This is a genomic window from Limnohabitans sp. MMS-10A-192 (assembly GCF_003063335.1).
Taxonomy (GTDB): domain Bacteria; phylum Pseudomonadota; class Gammaproteobacteria; order Burkholderiales; family Burkholderiaceae_C; genus Limnohabitans_A.
The window spans coordinates 57,355-75,535 of sequence record NZ_NERX01000008.1 but is presented as its reverse complement, the minus strand read 5'-3'; the positions used below and the strand labels follow the sequence as shown (position 1 = coordinate 75,535).

Genomic DNA, 18,181 nt, shown 5'->3' with positions numbered 1-18,181 from the left:
ATTAAATTCAAGTCAATTATTTTTAAACTCATCAAATTTCCGTGTTACGAAACTCAATATTTCAGATCTGAACCTGTTGACACCGAAAGTCTCAGAATGTGCCCGGCACACACGTGGCGAGATTGGCACGGATAAATTTTCAAATTTATCAACAGCAGAAATCAATGAATCCACCGTTTGCTCCTTAAACCAAATGCCAGTAGCCTTGTTAGTGTCACTGCAATCGACAACTGTCTCTAAAGCACCGCCTTTACCATAAGCAATGACGGGTGTACCGCAGGCCTGCGCTTCTAGCGGGGTTATCCCAAAGTCTTCTTCAGCCGCAAAAATAAACGCTTTGGCATTTTGCATGTGCGTACGCAAAACCTCAAAAGATTGATAACCTAGTATTTGGACATTGGATGTTGCAAAGCTTTTAATCTTATCCATTTCGGGACCATCACCAATCACAACCAATTTTTTATCGGGCATTTTTGCAAATGCTTCAACAATTAAATCCATGCGTTTGTATGGCACCATACGAGAAGCAGTCAGATAATAATCATGCTTATTCTCAACCAACCCAAATCCTACAACGTCGACCGGCGGATATATAACAACCGATTCACGACCATATACTTTTTTAATTCTTTTTGAAATAAATTTAGAATCAGCGATCATGTGATCTACACCTGCTGCCGTTCTATAATCCCAAATCCTAATTTTATGTAAAATCCACTTAGCAATCCATCCTTTCAATCCAGTGGTCAAGCCGGATTCTTTAAGGTATTGATGCTGTAAATCCCACGCATATCTTATTGGTGAATATATATAGCTTATATGCAATTGATCTGGCCCTGTCAGCACACCTTTGGCAACAGCATGTGAACTTGACAAGACCAAATCGTAGCCAGACACATCCAACTGCTCTATAGCAATCGGCATGAATGGCAAATAATTTCTATATTTTTGTTTTACAAAAGGAAGCCTGCCAACAAACGTCTGTGTAATTTTTCTATCTTTTAAAAAGTCCTGGCTCTTGACGAAATCAGGATCAAAATACACGGTAAATATATCAGCCCGAGGGAAGACATTCAGTATTTCTTGCAGTACCTTTTCTGCACCTGCATTGACAGTCAGCCAGTCGTGAATCACCGCAATTTTTAAATCACGCATTCTTGGCATCCATTTCTCTCATGAGCAACTCAACAAATTCAGCCGCAGCCAGATCCCAGTCAAAATATTCAGTTTGAACAACCGATTGTTCAATCAACTCTTTTCTTAGATTTTCATTCTTAATAACAAGATTTATAGCTTCAGCTATCGCTTTAGGGTCAAGGGGATCAAAATAGACTGCAGCAGATCCGCATACCTCGGGTAACGATGCTGCATTTGAAGACACAATAGGCGTACCCAATGCCATGGCTTCTGCTGCAGGCAAACCAAAACCCTCATACACAGAAGGTTGAATGAAACACAATGCACCTTGATAAAGTGCAGCCAGCTCTTCATCCGTTACATAACCAGCGTGAACATACCGATTGCCACTCAATTCAATACCAGAAGCGAAGACAAGTCCATCTTTACCACCAGCGATGACCAAGTATGTGTCTGAATCCACATACTCCATCGCCTTTAACAAATTATGAAAGTTTTTACCCGGCTGTAAACTACCTACGGCCAATACATATTTTTTGGGTTGAATATTCAACTTTGAGAAAACTTTATCATCCCTCATCACCTTGAAGATATGTTTTCCACTCGCTCTCATTAAACGAATTCTATTCCGATCAATTTTCAAGGCGCCTGAAATCCTTGATATAGAGAATTCCGACGATGTAAACATCATATCCTTACGCAATGCAACTGCATAAGCCATGAATTTAGTCCAAACGCGATAAGCGAATGAATAGTTATTGGGCATATCAAAAACTGCCGCGTCGTACATTACAACTATTTGCTTTCGAGGTGTTAAAACTGGCGCTGCATTACAAAAATTAATCAAAATCCCCCGTGCAGTCGCTAAGGGCAATACCACTTGCTCCCACAGTGTGCCCCAAAATGATTGAAATCTTTTGAAGCGTAACCATTGTGGTATTTCCAAAATCTCACATTCAATTCCATTTTTTGACAGTATTGCTTTGACTCGCGGCACCATTTCGTGTGCGACACGCTGAACCCCCGTCATTCGCACGGACAAATACTTGCCATTGATATAGATTTTCTGCATCAAAATTCGCCCTTAATTCTTTTTATGCTTAGCACCAGGAAAAGCCAGGGAATCAAATAAGAAAATTCAGAAACGGCAATCAACATAGCCAGCATAGTTGACAGAAGGCATTGTTTCAAACCAATGTCAATGTCCTCATCACTTAACATCGAAAATGGCTTCAAAAAGATCCACATAAATCCAAATAAACCCACCAAACCACAATTCACGATGAGCGTTGAAATAAAGTCAGTAGAACGGACGTAACCAAAACCCACGCCAAATAATTGAGAAATCCAATTTAAATCCAGCCAATATTGAAATGTACCCAACATCGTCCCAGAACGTTCAGCTCCTGATAAGTTTTCACCAAGTGCTTTGGCCAAAACTACTTGATCAATCAAATCCAAGAAAAATTCAACGTTCATCAAAAAGATAAATCCCGTCACCATCAACCCAACAATAATTTTACGCCATGGAACACCTTTCCGCCATATAGCAACGCAAGAACCGACCATATAGCTTAATAGTGCTGTTGTTGAAAATGTCAACAACAAGGAAACCCCCAATACCAATCTTTCTGTCAGTGGCCATTTTGCTGCTTTTGCATAGAACCAAACTGGCATCATCATCAAGGCATACATCGATGGCTCACCAGTCAGGCTTTTCACCCGCATAATCCAGAGACTGCCCACTACCATGGACTGCGTCATACTTCCTGAAGCATCAAGGTCAGAACCAAACATTCTGTTGCTTATAAAATCCCCTGATTCATGAAACAAAAAGAAGTAAATAAACTCATACAAACCATATCCAGCCATCAACAGGGAGGCCCATCTTAATGTTTTTTCTTGACTCTTCCATTCTGTTATATATATCAACAATGCAAATAGAACTACAGCAAATAGATAAAGTGATTGAGTGAACAAACTTCCTCGAAGCACCACCCTGGTATCTAATGGGTCCACTAAAATAATATCAGCCGACAGTAAATTTGATTCGTGCTCTACAAGATTTCCCAATTGCGAGAATACAAAAAAAATGCACCAAACAAACAAAGAAACCAGTAAAAGCCTTAACCACAAAACAAACTTCTCAGACTCCATCAATACAGGAACCATTAGCATTGATGAAAAGCACAAAATATAAGCAGGCGTTGTACCTTGTATGGCTGGAAAAACCAAAAATGATGTTGCTGGGGCAGCCAGCAACATCATCCTTATGTACGCGCTACTGATGGTTCTTGCCTGCATCAAATTTCAATGGCAAAACCAGCCTTCAATCCATTCATTATTGCTTTTCGTTTTTTATCATCATATTTAGCAAATTTCACCACTGCAGAACAAAAAATATAAGCAACTGATAAAATCGATGCGAAAATCTGATAATTCTTTCGAACAAAGTATATTCGGTTTCTGAATGTATAAAACAATGAAAACTCACCATCAGACCCGCCTGTGGAATAACTTACTTTGTGCCACACCTCGCCGCCAGACCAATAGTAGAGTTTGTTTTTACGCTCATTAAATCTCAATATAAAATCCGTATCGTCATAATATACGAAATATTTTTCATCCATCACACCAACTGCTTCGAAAATTTTTTTTGATATCAGCATAAAGCATGTTGGCGCATACTCCACAAAATCACTTTTATCATACTGCCCAACATCAATTTCACCATCCCCATAATGAGGTGATTTCACTGCAAGTTTATTGATATATCCACCTGCACACCAAATTCTTGCAGCATCCGAGTGATAGTAAATTTTGGGCACCAATGCATTCGCATTAACTTCTTCCATCTTTGAAATCATTTCAGATATCAAAGTCTCGCTTTTAAATTCAATGTCATTATTGGACAGTAGAATGTGACTGCAACCATCACGTAAAGCCGATTCAATACCTTGGTTATTACCCTTAGCGACTCCAACATTGGCATTATTAAAAACAATCTGCACGTCAATTTTATATTTTTCAGCCAATTCTTGACTTAATCGGCTTCCGCTGTCAGTTTTGCTGTTGTCAATGACGTAAAGTCGATATTTCACATCTTTCTGTTTAGCCAAGCTCTCAAAAAAATCAGGGAGCACATCATCACTGTTAAATAGTACGGTCACAATGCCGATGAAATCTGTCATTTATTTCTCAATCTATCAATTCAGCACGCGTTCGAGTGCAACGTAATGCAATGGAGCAAAGACCAGCATGGGCCCAACAAACGCAAAGAAGGTAATTCGGACGGGTTGCGGCGTCAGCTCTGGTGTCCTATGAGCATTCATTGCGAACATCCCGACAATGCCGACCAGTGAACCCAGCAATGATCCAAATGCCACGCCCAAAGCCCCCCAATAGAAGCCCATAACGATGGATGCAAGCAAGTTGGCTACGCCTTCAAATACTGCGCTGATCAAAGCCCGCTTGTGAAGTCCTGTCGCCAAGAGCATCAAGGCATATGGCGCACCGATGTTGCGCAAACAATGTGCCATCACCAGCACCACCAATAAAGGACCTGTGCTGCTAACAAAGGACTCCCCCACCCACAAACTCAGAATCCAAGGGTGTAGGACGTTCACAAATAACGCCAGCAGATTCAACCCGACCGCTACACCCAATGTTGAGCGCGTCAGCAGGGCCGGTAACTGTGAACGGGTTTCGGGGTTGGCATTCAAAGCCGCAGCAGTTGTCATCAAAGGCGACAACACGGCCCCTAACAAGCCCACCAACACAGTAGCCGCGGTCATGGCAATGGCGTAGGGGCCAGCCATGACAAAATCCATTCGCCCCACCAAAACGATACCGGCTGAATTGACCAGCAACATGCATACAGACCAGACCGATAAAGAGCCACAGTAGTGCAACAGATCGCGGCGGCATGCCCGATCCAACACGGCAGTGGCCACCTCAGAAGCCCATGGCAAGCCACGAACAAAGACCGTGCGCATGGCAGGCCACAACAAGGCTGTAGCCGCTGCCATCACAGCCGCCAAGATCACCATGGGTTGCTGCAATTGCACTGCCAGCCAAACGGCAAACACGGTCAAAAGTCTGACCAGCATTTGCGTCCCCACAAACACGCTGTTGCGATGCAAGCCCTGGAACACCCCCATGTCCACCTGGGCCATGATCTGCGTGACCGCAGCCGCTCCGAACAAAGCCAAAGTGAACCGGAAGTCTGACACCATGCCCGGCGACACACTCGGAAACATTAGCGGATAGAACGCCACAAGCAGCGCCACCATCAGGACGGCAACGCCCGACGCCCCTTGTGCTATGGATCGCGCTGCATGCACGATGACGGGTAGCCGAGTTTGGCCGCTTGGCCCTGCTTCAGCGGCATGCGCCACTGCGCGCGCTGTGGCCGTTTGCAGCCCCATGCTCAGCAAATTCACATAAACCGCCATTTGCAGCGCGAGGTTCCAGACGGAAAAAGATTCCGCAGTGAGGTGATGAACGACCACGGCAGGCAAAAGCACGTTCACACCCGCTGTGGCCAGCCCACCGGTCATGTTGACCAGCGAATTACCAAGCCAACGACGCCGAAGACTCACAGAAAAGACCCGTCCGGTTGCGTTTTTTCCCAGCGCAAAGTTTCTACGTTGTAACGTTTGATGACTTTCGCTGGCACGCCCACCAGCACGCAATAGTCAGGATATGTACCGCGCACCACAGCGTTAGAGCCGACGATGCATTGCTTGCCAAGTACCGTACCTGCTTGGATCTTTGCACCCGCAGCGATGAAACAGTTGTCACCGATTCTGGTTGGTTGAATCAGATGAGGCTGGCGAAGGATATGAACACCGATCTCTTGGTAGTCATGATCGATGTCAGTGATCATTGAACAAAATGAGACAGTGACATTGTCGCCAATAATCAACTCACCACAACTTGAAATGCTTACGTTCTGTTCGAACGAAGAGCTATGTCCGATCCGTATGCTGCCATTGCCAACAACTTCAAGTCGAGCATGGTCTCGGATCAGCACTTTGCTGCCAATGCTTATCCGATCAGGATTGGCAATGAAAAGTGGATTGAGCAAGGTCGTTTTCCTGCCGATCGAATCGAAGAACAAGGCGTACCAACAACGGGTCTTTACCCGGTGCCAGATCATGATGCTTTTGTTCAAAGCACGAAACAGGAAAGAGCGAATCATTGCTTTCAGCTTTGCGTGCGGCCTAGACCCAAACTTGCCAACTCATGCATCGCTTTTTCTGAACGATCTTCCAGCACAGGCTGCGTCATCACCCATTCACAAAAACGTGCGAGGCCCTGCTCCACGGTCAAAGATGGCGTAAAACCGAGCACTTCTGCCGCCCGTGCCAAGTCTGCATAGCAGTGACGAATGTCCCCTGCACGGAAGTCACCCGACACAGCCAACTTGGATTGGCTGCCCAACAGGTCACGCAGCGTCTCGGCCACCTTCATGACCGATGTGGCCACGCCCGATCCCACATTGATGGCGTGAAAACCGTTCAACGGCTTGTCCAATGCCAAGCCAATAGCCGCGACGATGTCGCTGACATGGACAAAGTCTCGGCTCTCCTCGCCATCTTCAAAAATGTTGATGGGCAAGTTTTGCCGCATGCGGTTGGAGAAGATCGACAAAATGCCGGTGTAAGGGTTGCGCAATGACTGACGCTCGCCATAAACGTTCTGGAAACGCAATGCCACGACTGTGGTGCCATAGGCTTCCGCAAAAATTTTGCCCAAACTCTCATTGGCCAATTTGGTGGCCGCATAGACCGATGCCGGGCTGGGGCTGACATCTTCCGGTGTTGCCACCAGTTGCAGCGCTTCGCCATTGGGGCCAACGGGTTCAAACTGTCCTGACTTGAGCCTGTTGGCATCACGCGGGGCTGCCACCACGATTTGGTCGTTCAGCTTGTAAGCACCTTCACCATAAATCGAACGGCTGGATGCCAGGATGACGCGCTGAATGTGACGATGTTTGGTGCCAATAGCCTCGAACATGGCCGCTGTCGCTTGCTGGTTGACGTCGTAGTAATGCGCGATCTGGTACATGGACTGACCCGTACCAGTTTCAGCGGCCAGGTGCACGACGGCTTCTACACGGCCCAGCACATCGTCCATGACCTTTTGGTCTCGCACATCTGCGCGAATAAATTCGACTTTGTCGGTATTGAGCCATGACACATCGGGCTGTGGCAATGCGCCGTGAATTTGCGGGCTGAGGTTGTCCACCACGGTGATGGTGTGCCCGGCCTGGATGAGTGATTCAACCAACCATGAGCCAATAAAGCCCGCGCCGCCTGTGACCAGAATTTTCATGCTGTGATTACCTTTTTATTTATTTGCTGCGCCCGTAGACGTCTTCAAAGCGAACGATGTCGTCTTCACCCAAGTAACTGCCTGACTGCACTTCGATGATTTCGAGCGGAATGGAGCCCGGGTTGGCCAACCGGTGCACCTCGCCCAGTGGGATGTAGGTGGATTGGTTTTCAGTCAGTGTCAGGACCTTGTCGCCGTTGGTGATTTCTGCGGTGCCGGTCACCACGATCCAGTGTTCGGCCCGGTGGTGGTGCTTTTGCAGGCTCAGGCTGGCTTTGGGCTTGACCTGGATGCGCTTGACCTTGAATCTGCCGCCTTCGTCGATGCTGTCGTACCAGCCCCAGGGGCGGTGTACTTTGCGGTGCAGGGTGTGCTCTTCGCGTTTTTGAGCTGTCAGCGTGTTGACGATGTGCTTGACGTCTTGGCTGAGCGATTTGTCGACCACCAATATGGCATCTGGTGTTTCCACCACCACCAAATTGCTCACGCCCACCAATGCCACCAAGCGGCTGCTGGCATGGACCAGTGTGTTGCGGCTGTCGGTGCAAAGCACATCGCCCGTGTGTGCGTTGCCTTGGTCGTCTTTGGGCAAGACATTCCAGACCGCGTCCCATGCGCCCAGGTCGTTCCAGCCTGCGTCAAGCGGCACCATGTGAATGCTTTGGCTGCTGCCGGGGCACTTTTCCATCACGGCGTAGTCCACCGATTCGCTAGGCACCTGGGCAAACAGGTCTTTGTCTGGCCGGACGAATTGTCCGTCTTGTTTTTTGGCAGTCCATGCAGCTTGGCAGGCTTGGGCAATGTCGGGCCTGAAGTTGTTCAGCGCCGCCAGCCAGACCGATGCCTTGACGACAAACATGCCGGCATTCCAGAAGTAGTTGCCTTCTGAGAGGTACTTTTGGGCGGTTTCAAGGTTGGGCTTTTCAACAAACTTCAGTACCTTTTGGGACTGGATTGTTTGCTCGCTTCGCTCCTCGCTATGTCTTGCAGATTGGATGTAACCGTAGCCGGTTTCAGGTTTGTCTGGCGTGACGCCCAAGATGACGATGTGGCCTTGTGAAGCGTCGTCAATGGCTATTTGCAGTGCTTGACCAAAAGCCTCTGTGTTGGTCACCGTTTGGTCAGCCGGGGTCACCACCAGAACAGGGTCTGTACCAGACTGCACAGCAGCCAAGGCTGCCAATGTCATGGCAGGTGCCGTGTTGCGGGCCAGTGGCTCCAGCAAATAGGTGGCCTGTGTCACACCCATTTCGCGCAATTGCTCTTGCGCCAAGAAGCGATGCTCTTCGTTGCAGACAATGTAGGGGGCTGCCCCTAGTTTGCCTAACCGTGCAACGGCTTGCTGAAAAAGACTGTCAGTGCCTGTCAGGCACAAAAACTGTTTGGGAAAGCCTGCACGCGACATGGGCCACAGGCGTGTGCCCGAACCACCGCACAAGATAACGGGCTGAACTGCGCTTGTCATTTTCTCTCTCTAGTACGCACCACGGCGCTTGAATACAACAGACCAAGTCTTGAAAAGAATGGTGATGTCTGTCCATATGGACCAGTTTTTGACGTACCACGTATCAAAGATCACACGGTCCTCAAAAGTGGTTTGACTGCGTCCGCTGATTTGCCACAGCCCTGTCAAGCCTGGCGGTGTTTGTGCATACAAAGACAAGTCATCGCCGTAATCAGTTTGCTCTCTTGGCAACAAGGGGCGTGGCCCCACCAGACTCATTTCGCCTCTGAGGACGTTGAACAACTGTGGCAATTCATCAATGCTGGTGCGCCGAATAAAAGCACCAATGCTGATCAGTCGCGGGTCATTGGCCAGCTTGAAGTTGTTGGCTGTGTACTCTTGCCATTCACGGCTGTTGGTGGCTTCCCACTGTTTAAGCATGTCTTCGGCGTTTTTGACCATGCTGCGGAATTTGTAAAACTTGAAGGTTTTCAAGTCTTTGCCGACTCGGGGCTGCGAGAAGATGACGGGTGTGCCATCGCTGCGCCAAATTTTGTAGGCCACCCAGAGCATCAGTGGTGACAAGATGCCGATCAAACACAGCGCCCCTGTCACGTCGAATATCCGCTTGGTCCATCGGTGCAAGGGGTTCATCAAGTTGTTGCGCACATGGATCATCAGCACTTCGTGGCTGAAGAACTGTGTGGTCTGCAGCCCAAACAAGGGCACGCCCCGCATGGCCGGGATGACCGACACACGGCGCACTTGGTGATGCGAGAGTTGGCGGATCAACTGGTCGCGCAGTTCGCTTTGCTCGGCCTCCAAGGCCACAATGCAGTGATGTTGGCGCAGCCATGCAAAGTCTTCTGCAGATTGCGGCCAGGGCTTGCAGGGGGCACCGGTCACGGCCACGGGGTCTGCTGTGCGCGGGGCACAGTCAGGCTGCACAAAACATTGCAAGGCATAGCCCAGGCTGGGTTCACTGCGCAGGGCCAGGGCCGCTTGCTGGGCGTTTTCGCCAGCACCAAAAATGACCGCTTGCCGCTCCCAGACGTTTGCAGCTTGCAGTGTTTGGCGCATCAGCACCCTGCCCAAGGGCAAGAGCATGGCCAAGGCCACACCCCAGGCGCCATAGGCCAACGGGGTTTGGTGGACACCGCCCAAGTCGGCACCGATGTAGCCCAAGGCCATGAAGACACCAGTCCCTTTGAACAGGCTGAGGAGTTCGGACCAAAACGGTTGGCGACGAAAGTAATGGCGTCGAACAACCATGAACCACATGGCCCACAGGCCCGCCAGCAAAACCAGATGCCCAATGGGCAGCAGGTCTTGGGCCGCAAAGCGGTATGACAAAACCCATGCAAGCATGTCAGCCAGCAGCAGGCCAATGGCGCAGAGGGCGGTGTGGAGTTTGTTCACGGTGTAGGAAAGTTGTGTCCCGGTCATGACCGGGATAGAGCGCCCAGGAGCGCTGTGTGCTGGCCGATTTCAGGCGGTCAGGGCGCGGCCCATGTCTTGGGCTCGCAGGGGTTGACGCTTTTTGAGCCAAGCGGCGAAGGCCTGGCCGACTTCGCTGTGGTGTTCGGCCAGGTCCACGCTGGCTTGCAGCAGGCCCAGTTTGCTGCCGCAGTCGTAGCGGCGGCCTTCGTAGCGGTGGGCAAAGACTTTTTCGGTGTGGGTCAGTTGTTCGATGGCGTCGGTCAGCTGGATCTCGCCGCCCACGCCACGCTGGCCCTTGGCCAGCAGGTCAAACACGCCGGGCGTCAGCACGTAGCGGCCAGCCACGGCCAGGGTCGATGGTGCTTGCTCGGGGTTGGGTTTTTCGACCATTTCGGTCACTTGGCTCAGCCGGTCATTGATGACGGGGCCTGCCACGATGCCGTATTGGCGCGTTTGTTCGCGCGGCACGTCTTGCACGGCCAGCACGCTGCAACCGGTTTCCCAATAGGTGCGGACCAGTTGTTGGGTGATGGGGGTGGGGCCAACCATCAGGTCGTCGGCCAGCAGCACGGCAAAGGGCTCGTCGCCCACGGCAGGTCGCGCGCAGAGCACTGCATGGCCCAAGCCAAGGGCCACCGGTTGGCGCACAAAGATGCAATTGACGTTGCTGGGCAAGATGTTTTGCACCACGTCCAGCAGTTGCAGTTTGCCTTTGGCCTCGAGCTCGGCTTCCAGCTCGGGCGATGCGTCAAAGTGGTCTTCAATGGCCCGCTTGTGGCGACCGGTCACAAAGATGAGGTCGGTCATGCCTGCGGCCACGGCTTCTTCAACCGCGTATTGGATGAGCGGTTTGTCAACCACGGCCAGCATTTCCTTGGGGCTGGCTTTGGTGGCGGGCAAAAAGCGCGTGCCAAGACCGGCAACCGGGAAGACGGCTTTGCGGATGGGTTTCATGGTTATTTTTTTGTCGAGGCTGAAGCCTTCGACCAAGCGATGGAGCTGTCTTATTTGCCGAGGGCCTGGCGCCAACTGGCTTTGAGTGCTGACAGTTTTCTCTCGGTTTCGCTGTCGCTGCTTGCTCTTTTCAGGGCTTGCCTGATGAACACAAACAGCAACAGCGCAAAGCCTGTGGCCAGGGTGGCAATGATGGCCATCAACGCTTTTTTGGGTTTGGCTTTGCGCTCGGGTGCTTGGGCCACGTCGAGGACTTGAATGACAGCGCCTTCACGGGCTTCATCGACCTTGGCCAGTTCATATTGTTTGGCAAAGAGTTCAAACAATGTTTCGTTGTATTTGAACTCGCGGTATTTGCTGATGTAGTCGCCCTGTCCTGCAGTGGCTGTACTTGTGTCGTCTTTGTCTTGCTTGGTCAATTGAGCGCGCAGGTTGGCCAACTCGGTCATCGCTTGTTTGAAGTCTGGCGCGGTCTCGGCCAGGTAGCCGCGCATGGCGCCGACTTTGACCTCTTGTACAGTGACTTGTGCTTTCAGTGCAGCAATGCCAGCCACAGCGCTGACAGGGTTGCTTTTGAGGACACTGTCCGATATGCCGGTGGCTTTGAGGGCTTGCTCTGCAGCGGTGAGTTTGTCTTTGGCTTGTGTGAGTTGCTTTTCAAAGAACAGTCGTCGTTGCTGGGCTTCTGTCACAGCCATACGCCCAAGAACTTTGCGCAATTCTTCAACATAGGCATTGGCTACGCTGGCTGCAAACTGAGGATCTTTGTCATCGAATTCCAAAGCGATCAAGCCGTCTTTGCCTGATGTTATGTTCGTTCTCTTTGTCAAAGTTTTGCGAGCGTCCATTTTGTAGTCGGCCTTGTAACGCTCTTCGAGCTTGTAGCGCTCGATCAGGGCATCCAGCACAGCGTTGCTCTTCATGAAAGCGATGAACTGGTCTGCAGGGTTTTTAAGGCCCCCTACAGCACCAGCCAGGCCACCCAAACCACCCAGGCTGGCCAACATGCTGGCAGCAGCGCTTTGCTGCTGCTGGGGTGGCAAAAATTGGGTTTTGGCGGTGTAGGTGGGGGGGATGAGGAAGCTGATGCCCAGGGCCAGGATGCCGACGGCCAAGGGGCCCAGGACGAGCAGGCGCAGGTTGTCGACGATGACTTGGAGCAGGTCCAGGAGACTGATTTCGTCTTCTGGTTGGTCTGGTTGTTCGGGGGTGGTGGTCATGTTGGGGACGGAGGGGGGATGGATCCCGGATCAAGTCCGGGATGACATTTGGAGTCGGGATGACATGAAGACTGGATTGCCGCGTCGCTTCGCTCCTCGCAATGACGGGTCAGGGGGCTATGACGATGGGACTGCTGGGACTGGATTGCCGCGCTTCGCTCGCAATGACAGCTACGGGTCGGGGGCGATGACGAGGGAAGGGGTCAGTTGTGTTGTTTGGGGTGGTAGCCGCCGGTTTTGGGGGCGCCACGGAATTCGATGTGACCTTGGTCTTTGAGTTGTTTGAGCCAGCGTTCGATGGTTCTGCGTGTCACAGAAAATGCGATGGACATCTCACCGGCACGTTGCCCTGGTGTGTCTTTGATGTACTGAAGTAAGGGGTTTACTCCGACATTTACTCCGACATTTACTCCGACATTTACTGCGACATTTACTCCGACATTTACGCCCTCAACCAGGGTGTCTTGGGGTGGCTCCCCCTTGAGTGAAAACGTGGCCATGACGCCGCCAAACTTTTCGGCGATGTCGAACTGGACTTCCGGGTAGTCCTGCAGGGCTTTGCGGATGCGGATGAAGCCGCTGCCGTATTTTTCGATGGCGTTGACGAGGTAGAAGCCTTCGGCCACCAGTTTGTTACGCAGGCTGGAGCGGTAGCTGTCGGCCTGCACTTCGGCCACGGTCAGGCCACCATAAAAGGTACCTGGGCTGAAGATGGTGATCTGGTCGTCAAAGATTTTGATTTGGATGTCGCTGGGGTCGGTGTAGCTGCGGTGCACCACGGCGTTGAGCAACGCTTCGCGCAGGGCGGGCAGCGGGTAGGCAAAACGCTCTTTGCGCTGGATGCTGCCGTCAAACTCAAATGCCACACTGATGTGCGAGACGATGAATTTCATCGCCTGCTCGACCACTTCAAACAGGGTGTCGGTGAATTGGCGGTCGTCAATGATCAGGCTGGGCGTTTTGAAGCGGCCGATGTGGACGTTGTGCCTCAGGGGCTCTTGCGCAAACAACAGCATGGCGGCCCAGGTGGGCTGGCCATTTTTGAGGTAGTTGAGCTTTTCCAGTGCAGCGTGTGGGTTGGTTTCGTCGAGTTCAAATCGTCCGTGCTGGTTGACAAGCCGAATGAAGCGACGGATTTTTTCTGATGAGAGTTGTTCTGCTCGGTGGCCTTGGGCCTCGTAAGCATCCCACGAGAGTTGCAGGGCCTGCATGTAGAGGTCGGCGATTTCACCGGTGTTCAGCGCGTGGTTGGAGCTGGCGATGCGTTTGTAATAACGCCCGCGTGTGTTGACCGGCTTGATCGGGTATTCGGCAATGCTGATTTCGACGATGGTTTTGCCGTCAACGCTGTGGGCTTGGATGTCGGGGATCAAGGCCGGGCTGGTGGCGTCTTTGATTTTGCCCAGCCATTCGTTGAGGCTTTCTTTGCCCAGCGTGGTGCCCTGCACTGCGCCCCGGTCTGTCACGCCCACGAGCACGCGCCCACCCTTGGCGTTGGCAAACGCCACCAGGGTTTCGATGCAGGCTTTGTCAAACGAGGTTTTGAATTCCTGCGTTTGGGTTTCGCCTGACTCGATCCAGTGATGGAGGGGGTTTGGGGGCATGTGTTGGGGGTGGATTGCGGCGGCGGGGATGGATCCCGGGTCAGGCCCGGGATGACGACTTGCGGCCCGGGATGACATTTGTTTGTCACCCCGGACTTGATCCGGGGTCTAGGTATTCAATGGATCCCGGGTCAAGCCCGGGATGACGATTCGGGGATGGATCCCGGGTCAGGCCCGCAATGACGGGTCAGGGGGGCAATGACGATGGGGCGGCTGGGGCTGGATTGCCGCGTCGCTTCGCTCCTCGCAATGACGACTCGGGGGGCGATGGCGCTTATTTCAGGGTTTTGAGGGCGGCGGCGCCTATGCCGAATTGGTAGAGGATGGCGGTCCAGTCTTTGGCGCCTTGGATGAATTGGGTGTAGGCGCTGCGGCGGTCGACGACTTCGGGGATGAAGATGGAGTCGCCCGGTTGCAAGCGGGTGTTCATGAAACTCATGTTGCCAAAGCCCACCCAGCTGCGTTGGGCGCGGTTGGACAGGACGGTGCCATCACCACGGATGAGCATGGCGGCTTCGAGGTCGGCTTCGCGGGTGGGGCCGGCTTTGTCGATGTAGTCGGCCACTGTGCCGTTGCTGCGGTGGATGAAAGAGTTCTCGGCCAACACAGCGCCAAACACGGCCACAAAGCTGGGCTTGCTGGGCACGGTGATGCTGTCGCCGTCTTGCAGGGTCAGGGCGGGCAGCTCGGGGCGGTCGGCGTCCATCTCCAGGGCGATGCGGCCACTGGCCTTGAGATTGCGCAGGCGCTCGAGCATCATGCGTTGGCCAGCGGCTTGGGCTTGGGAGTTGCTGATGCTGTCTTTGTCGTAGACGTTTTGCACCGTGGTGGCGGCTTGGGCCTGCACTTGGGCTTCCATGCGGCGGATGGCCTGGTTGAGGTTTTCTTGCTGCTGCGCCCGTGTGGATTCGCGGCTGAAAACGGTGCCATACAGGTAAGCATCTCGGCTCAGGCCACCTGCGCGTTGCACCAGTTGGGGCAGTGTTTCGCCGGGGCTGACTTGGTAGATGCCAGGCACTTTGACTTCGCCGCCCAGGCGCACAAACTGGGTGCGCTTTTCCAGCGGCACGGGGATGTCGTCCACGCCAAAGATGGTGACCACGTCACCGGGCATGAGCTCGATGTTGTTGGCGGGGTCTTTGTCTTTGATGGCCTTGCCCAGGTTGAAGGGGATCAGGGTGGTTTTGACTGCTTTGGGGTCCAGGCGTTCGATGACGGCGTAGTCCCAGTTGATTTCGGTGAGCTGGTTTTTGACGTCGTTGACCACTTTGTCGCCAGTGACTTTGTCGGTGCGGGCTTCGTATTGGACGGAGCTGTTTTTGCGGCTGTAGTAGTCGGGCAGGATCAGGGCGTCGGCTTCGGGTACCAGGTCGGACACGCGCATGCCGGGTTTGAAGGCGTGGCGCAGTGGGCGTTCGACGTTGCCGCGCAGGGTGACGGCGTTGGCAAATTGGCCGCTGATTTTGAACAGGGTGAGCAAGTCGCCGTCGCGCACGGTGGTTTTGAGGCCTGTGGCGTCCAGGGTGCGTTCTTGCACTTCGCGGGGGGTCTTGGCGTTTTGTTTGTTGACGCGTTCGAGCAGGGCTTTGTGCGGGGTGGTCAGGGTGTGCGATCCGGCGCTGTAGCTGAGCAGTTGGCCGATGCTTTCTTCGGGGCTGGCCAGCTCGAAGATGGCGGCGGTGTCGGTGGCGCCGGTCACGGCCACGCGGGGGCCTGCGGCAGGCACGACGATGACGTCGCCGGGCAGCAGGCGGGCGTCGCCAGTGGTGACGCCGGCGTGGATGAATTTGTACAGGTCGAGGGTGGTGACGGTTTTGCCGCCGCGCACCAGTTGCACGGCGCGCATGCTGCCGCTGGCAGCGGGGCCACCGCTTTCAAACAAAGCGCCGATCAGTGTGGACAGGCTGGACACGGTGTAGGCGCCGGGGTTGCGGGCTTGGCCGACCACAAAGATTTGCATGGAGCGCAGGCGGCCGATGCTGGCACTGAGCTCGAAGTTGGCGAACACGCGGCCGACTTGTTTTTTGAGGTGGGCGTCGAGGTCGCTGGCGGGGGTGCCGGCCACGGTGACGGGGCCGACTTTGGGCACGGTGATTTGGCCGTTGCGGTCGACCGGCAGGCGCATGGCGACGTCGACAGCGCCCCAGATTTTGAGGTCGATTTCGTCGCCGGGGCCAACCACGTAGTTGGCGGGCACAGGCACGTCGGTCAGGCTGGGGAAGCGGCTGCGGTCAAACAGGTTGTAGCCATACAGCGGCAGGGCTTTGCCGGTGGCGTCTTGCACGAAGCGCTGGAACTGTGTGGGGGCCAGGGCTGGCAGTGCGGGCAGTGTGGTGGGGTTGACGTTTTGGCTTTGTGCGCCTGCGCCCACTTGGGGCTGCATGCCTTGCAGTGCAGCGCGGCCACCCAGGCCCTGTATGCCTGCACCACCCATGCCACCGGCCAGGCCCGCCGCTGCAGCACCGCCGCCCATGGCGTTGGCTTCTGCGGCTTTGCCCAGGCCGCCGCTCATGAGAGGGGCTTCGACAGAGGCGTCAGCGGCTGTGCCTTGCGCTTGTGACAAAGCTGGCACCAACAGGGCGGCACCCAAGATCAGGCTGAGTGTGGGGCGCAACGACGCGCTGAAAACAGCTGCGCTGCGGCTTGGTGCGTGTGTGGGGCTTGGCATGGGTGTGGGGGGGGTGACGGGCAGGCTACCGCAGTGCCCGGTGGTTGCGCTGAACCAGAAATGGGCACAAAAAACAGCGCCACTGGGGGCGCTGTGAAGTCGGCAAATTTTACTGGTTAACATGTAAGTAGAATCGTCTTTTTATAATTCTTACGATTAAATAAACGGTGTATTTGTGATTATCTAATTAACGTTTTTACCGTAGATGTTACTTTTACCGCTTGTAATGTTTTTAATATTTGTTTTGTGATTTTTTTGGCGGGCAGCGGAGCCAGGAATCGCCCTCAAAGTCATGGATCCCGGGTCAAGCCCGGGATGACATTTACTGGCGCACGTGATGACGTTAGGGAGTTGTCACCCCGCACAACAACTGTCACCCCGGACTTGATCCGGGGTCCATTCTTTAGCCCTTGCGCAGCACAAATGTCACCCCGACCCCCGAGCCGGGGTCCACGCCCTCCCCCGCGCAGCGCACACCTCACAAGATCCCGTCGTACAAATCATCCCAAGCCGGATTGGTCTTTTCAATCAGCTCGATCTTCCATTCACGACGCCAGCGCTTGAGGCGTTTTTCGTGGGTGATGGCTTCTTCGATGCTGTCGGTTTGATCGAACCAGACCAGCCGCGTCACGTTGTATTGCGACGTGAAACCCTCAATGAGTTTTTCGCGGTGCTCATGAATGCGCCGCACCAGGTTGTTGGTCACGCCTACATAAAGCGTGCCGTGGCGCTGGCTGGCGAGGATGTAGACAAAGTAAGCCATGCCCAAGGCTAAAAGCCACCACCACTTTTGTCATGCCTTTTGACAAACTCAAGCGTGAGCGTTTGTAACGGCCACGGGCTTGAGAAGTGGTTGGGGGCTTGAGAAGTGGTTGGGGGCTTGAGAAGTGGTTGGGGGCTTGAGAAGTGGTTGGGGGCTTGAGAAGTGGTTGGGGCTTGTCACCCCGCACAACAACTGTCACCCCGGCCCCCGAGCCGGGGTCCACTTCTTAGCACTTGCGAAGCACATTTGTCACCCCGGACTCGATCCGGGGTCCACTCTTTAGCCCTCGCGAAGCGCACTTGAAAACATGGATCCCGGGTCAAGCCCGGGATGACATTTACTGGCGCCCGGGATGACATTTACTGGCGCACGGGATGACATTAGGGAGTTGTCACCCCGCACAACAACTGTCACCCCGGCCCCCGAGCCGGGGTCCACTTCTTAGCCCTTGCGAAGCACATTTGTCACCCCGGACTCGAGCCGGGGTCCATTCTTTAGCCCTCGCGAAGCGCACTCGAAGTCATGGATCCCGGGTCAAGCCCGGGATGACATTTACTGGCGCCCGGGATGACATTTAATGGCGCACGGGATGACATTAGGGAGTTGTCACCC

At 53.3% G+C, this 18,181-nt stretch carries 13 protein-coding genes and 1 pseudogene; all 14 read right to left on the bottom strand.

The features are described 5' to 3' along the window. Positions 1-45: 45 nt before the first annotated feature. Positions 46-1,152: pseudogene (locus B9Z43_RS14955) on the bottom strand (glycosyltransferase family 4 protein); the annotation flags it as partial. After that, positions 1,148-1,717, bottom strand: coding sequence for a glycosyltransferase family 1 protein (locus B9Z43_RS17440; RefSeq protein WP_233250104.1), 570 nt, complete (start codon positions 1,715-1,717; stop codon positions 1,148-1,150). The pseudogene B9Z43_RS14955 and the gene B9Z43_RS17440, both read right to left, overlap by 5 nt. Positions 1,718-2,208: 491 nt before the next feature. Then, positions 2,209-3,402 (bottom strand): hypothetical protein, encoded by a 1,194-nt coding sequence (locus B9Z43_RS14945; protein WP_146183934.1) that lies wholly within the window; start codon positions 3,400-3,402, stop codon positions 2,209-2,211. A gap of 38 nt (positions 3,403-3,440) precedes the next feature. Then, complete coding sequence (locus B9Z43_RS14940; RefSeq protein WP_108326753.1) at positions 3,441-4,328, bottom strand: glycosyltransferase; 888 nt, start codon at positions 4,326-4,328, stop codon at positions 3,441-3,443. 15 nt (positions 4,329-4,343) lie between these two features. Further along, on the bottom strand, positions 4,344-5,669 hold the full coding sequence (locus tag B9Z43_RS14935; protein WP_146186078.1) for a lipopolysaccharide biosynthesis protein: 1,326 nt from the start codon (positions 5,667-5,669) through the stop codon (positions 4,344-4,346). Between the two features lie 65 nt (positions 5,670-5,734). After that, on the bottom strand, positions 5,735-6,340 hold the full coding sequence (locus B9Z43_RS14930) for a DapH/DapD/GlmU-related protein (RefSeq protein ID WP_108326751.1): 606 nt from the start codon (positions 6,338-6,340) through the stop codon (positions 5,735-5,737). A 5-nt stretch (positions 6,341-6,345) separates the two neighbouring features. Next, entirely contained in the window at positions 6,346-7,476 is a 1,131-nt protein-coding gene (locus B9Z43_RS14925) for an NAD-dependent epimerase/dehydratase family protein (RefSeq protein ID WP_108326750.1), read from the bottom strand. Between the two features lie 19 nt (positions 7,477-7,495). Further along, the gene (locus tag B9Z43_RS14920) at positions 7,496-8,941 is read right to left on the bottom strand and encodes a mannose-1-phosphate guanylyltransferase/mannose-6-phosphate isomerase (protein ID WP_108326749.1); all 1,446 of its coding nucleotides are present in this window, start codon (positions 8,939-8,941) and stop codon (positions 7,496-7,498) included. 9 nt (positions 8,942-8,950) lie between these two features. Then, a complete protein-coding gene (gene wbaP, locus B9Z43_RS14915) occupies positions 8,951-10,339 on the bottom strand; it encodes an undecaprenyl-phosphate galactose phosphotransferase WbaP (protein ID WP_158270128.1) in 1,389 nt (462 codons plus the stop codon). 69 nt (positions 10,340-10,408) lie between these two features. After that, a complete protein-coding gene (galU, locus tag B9Z43_RS14910; protein ID WP_108326747.1) occupies positions 10,409-11,314 on the bottom strand; it encodes a UTP--glucose-1-phosphate uridylyltransferase GalU in 906 nt (301 codons plus the stop codon). 50 nt (positions 11,315-11,364) lie between these two features. Then, complete coding sequence (locus tag B9Z43_RS14905) at positions 11,365-12,534, bottom strand: Wzz/FepE/Etk N-terminal domain-containing protein (RefSeq protein WP_108326746.1); 1,170 nt, start codon at positions 12,532-12,534, stop codon at positions 11,365-11,367. A 203-nt stretch (positions 12,535-12,737) separates the two neighbouring features. Beyond that, the gene (locus B9Z43_RS14900) at positions 12,738-14,138 is read right to left on the bottom strand and encodes an RNA-binding domain-containing protein (RefSeq protein ID WP_108326745.1); all 1,401 of its coding nucleotides are present in this window, start codon (positions 14,136-14,138) and stop codon (positions 12,738-12,740) included. Positions 14,139-14,412: 274 nt separating this feature from the next. Further along, positions 14,413-16,806, bottom strand: a complete 2,394-nt coding sequence (locus tag B9Z43_RS14895; protein ID WP_146183932.1) for an SLBB domain-containing protein — start codon at positions 16,804-16,806, stop codon at positions 14,413-14,415. A 478-nt stretch (positions 16,807-17,284) separates the two neighbouring features. Beyond that, the gene (locus tag B9Z43_RS14890; protein WP_108326743.1) at positions 17,285-17,569 is read right to left on the bottom strand and encodes a GIY-YIG nuclease family protein; all 285 of its coding nucleotides are present in this window, start codon (positions 17,567-17,569) and stop codon (positions 17,285-17,287) included. Between the last annotated feature and the right edge of the window lie 612 nt (positions 17,570-18,181).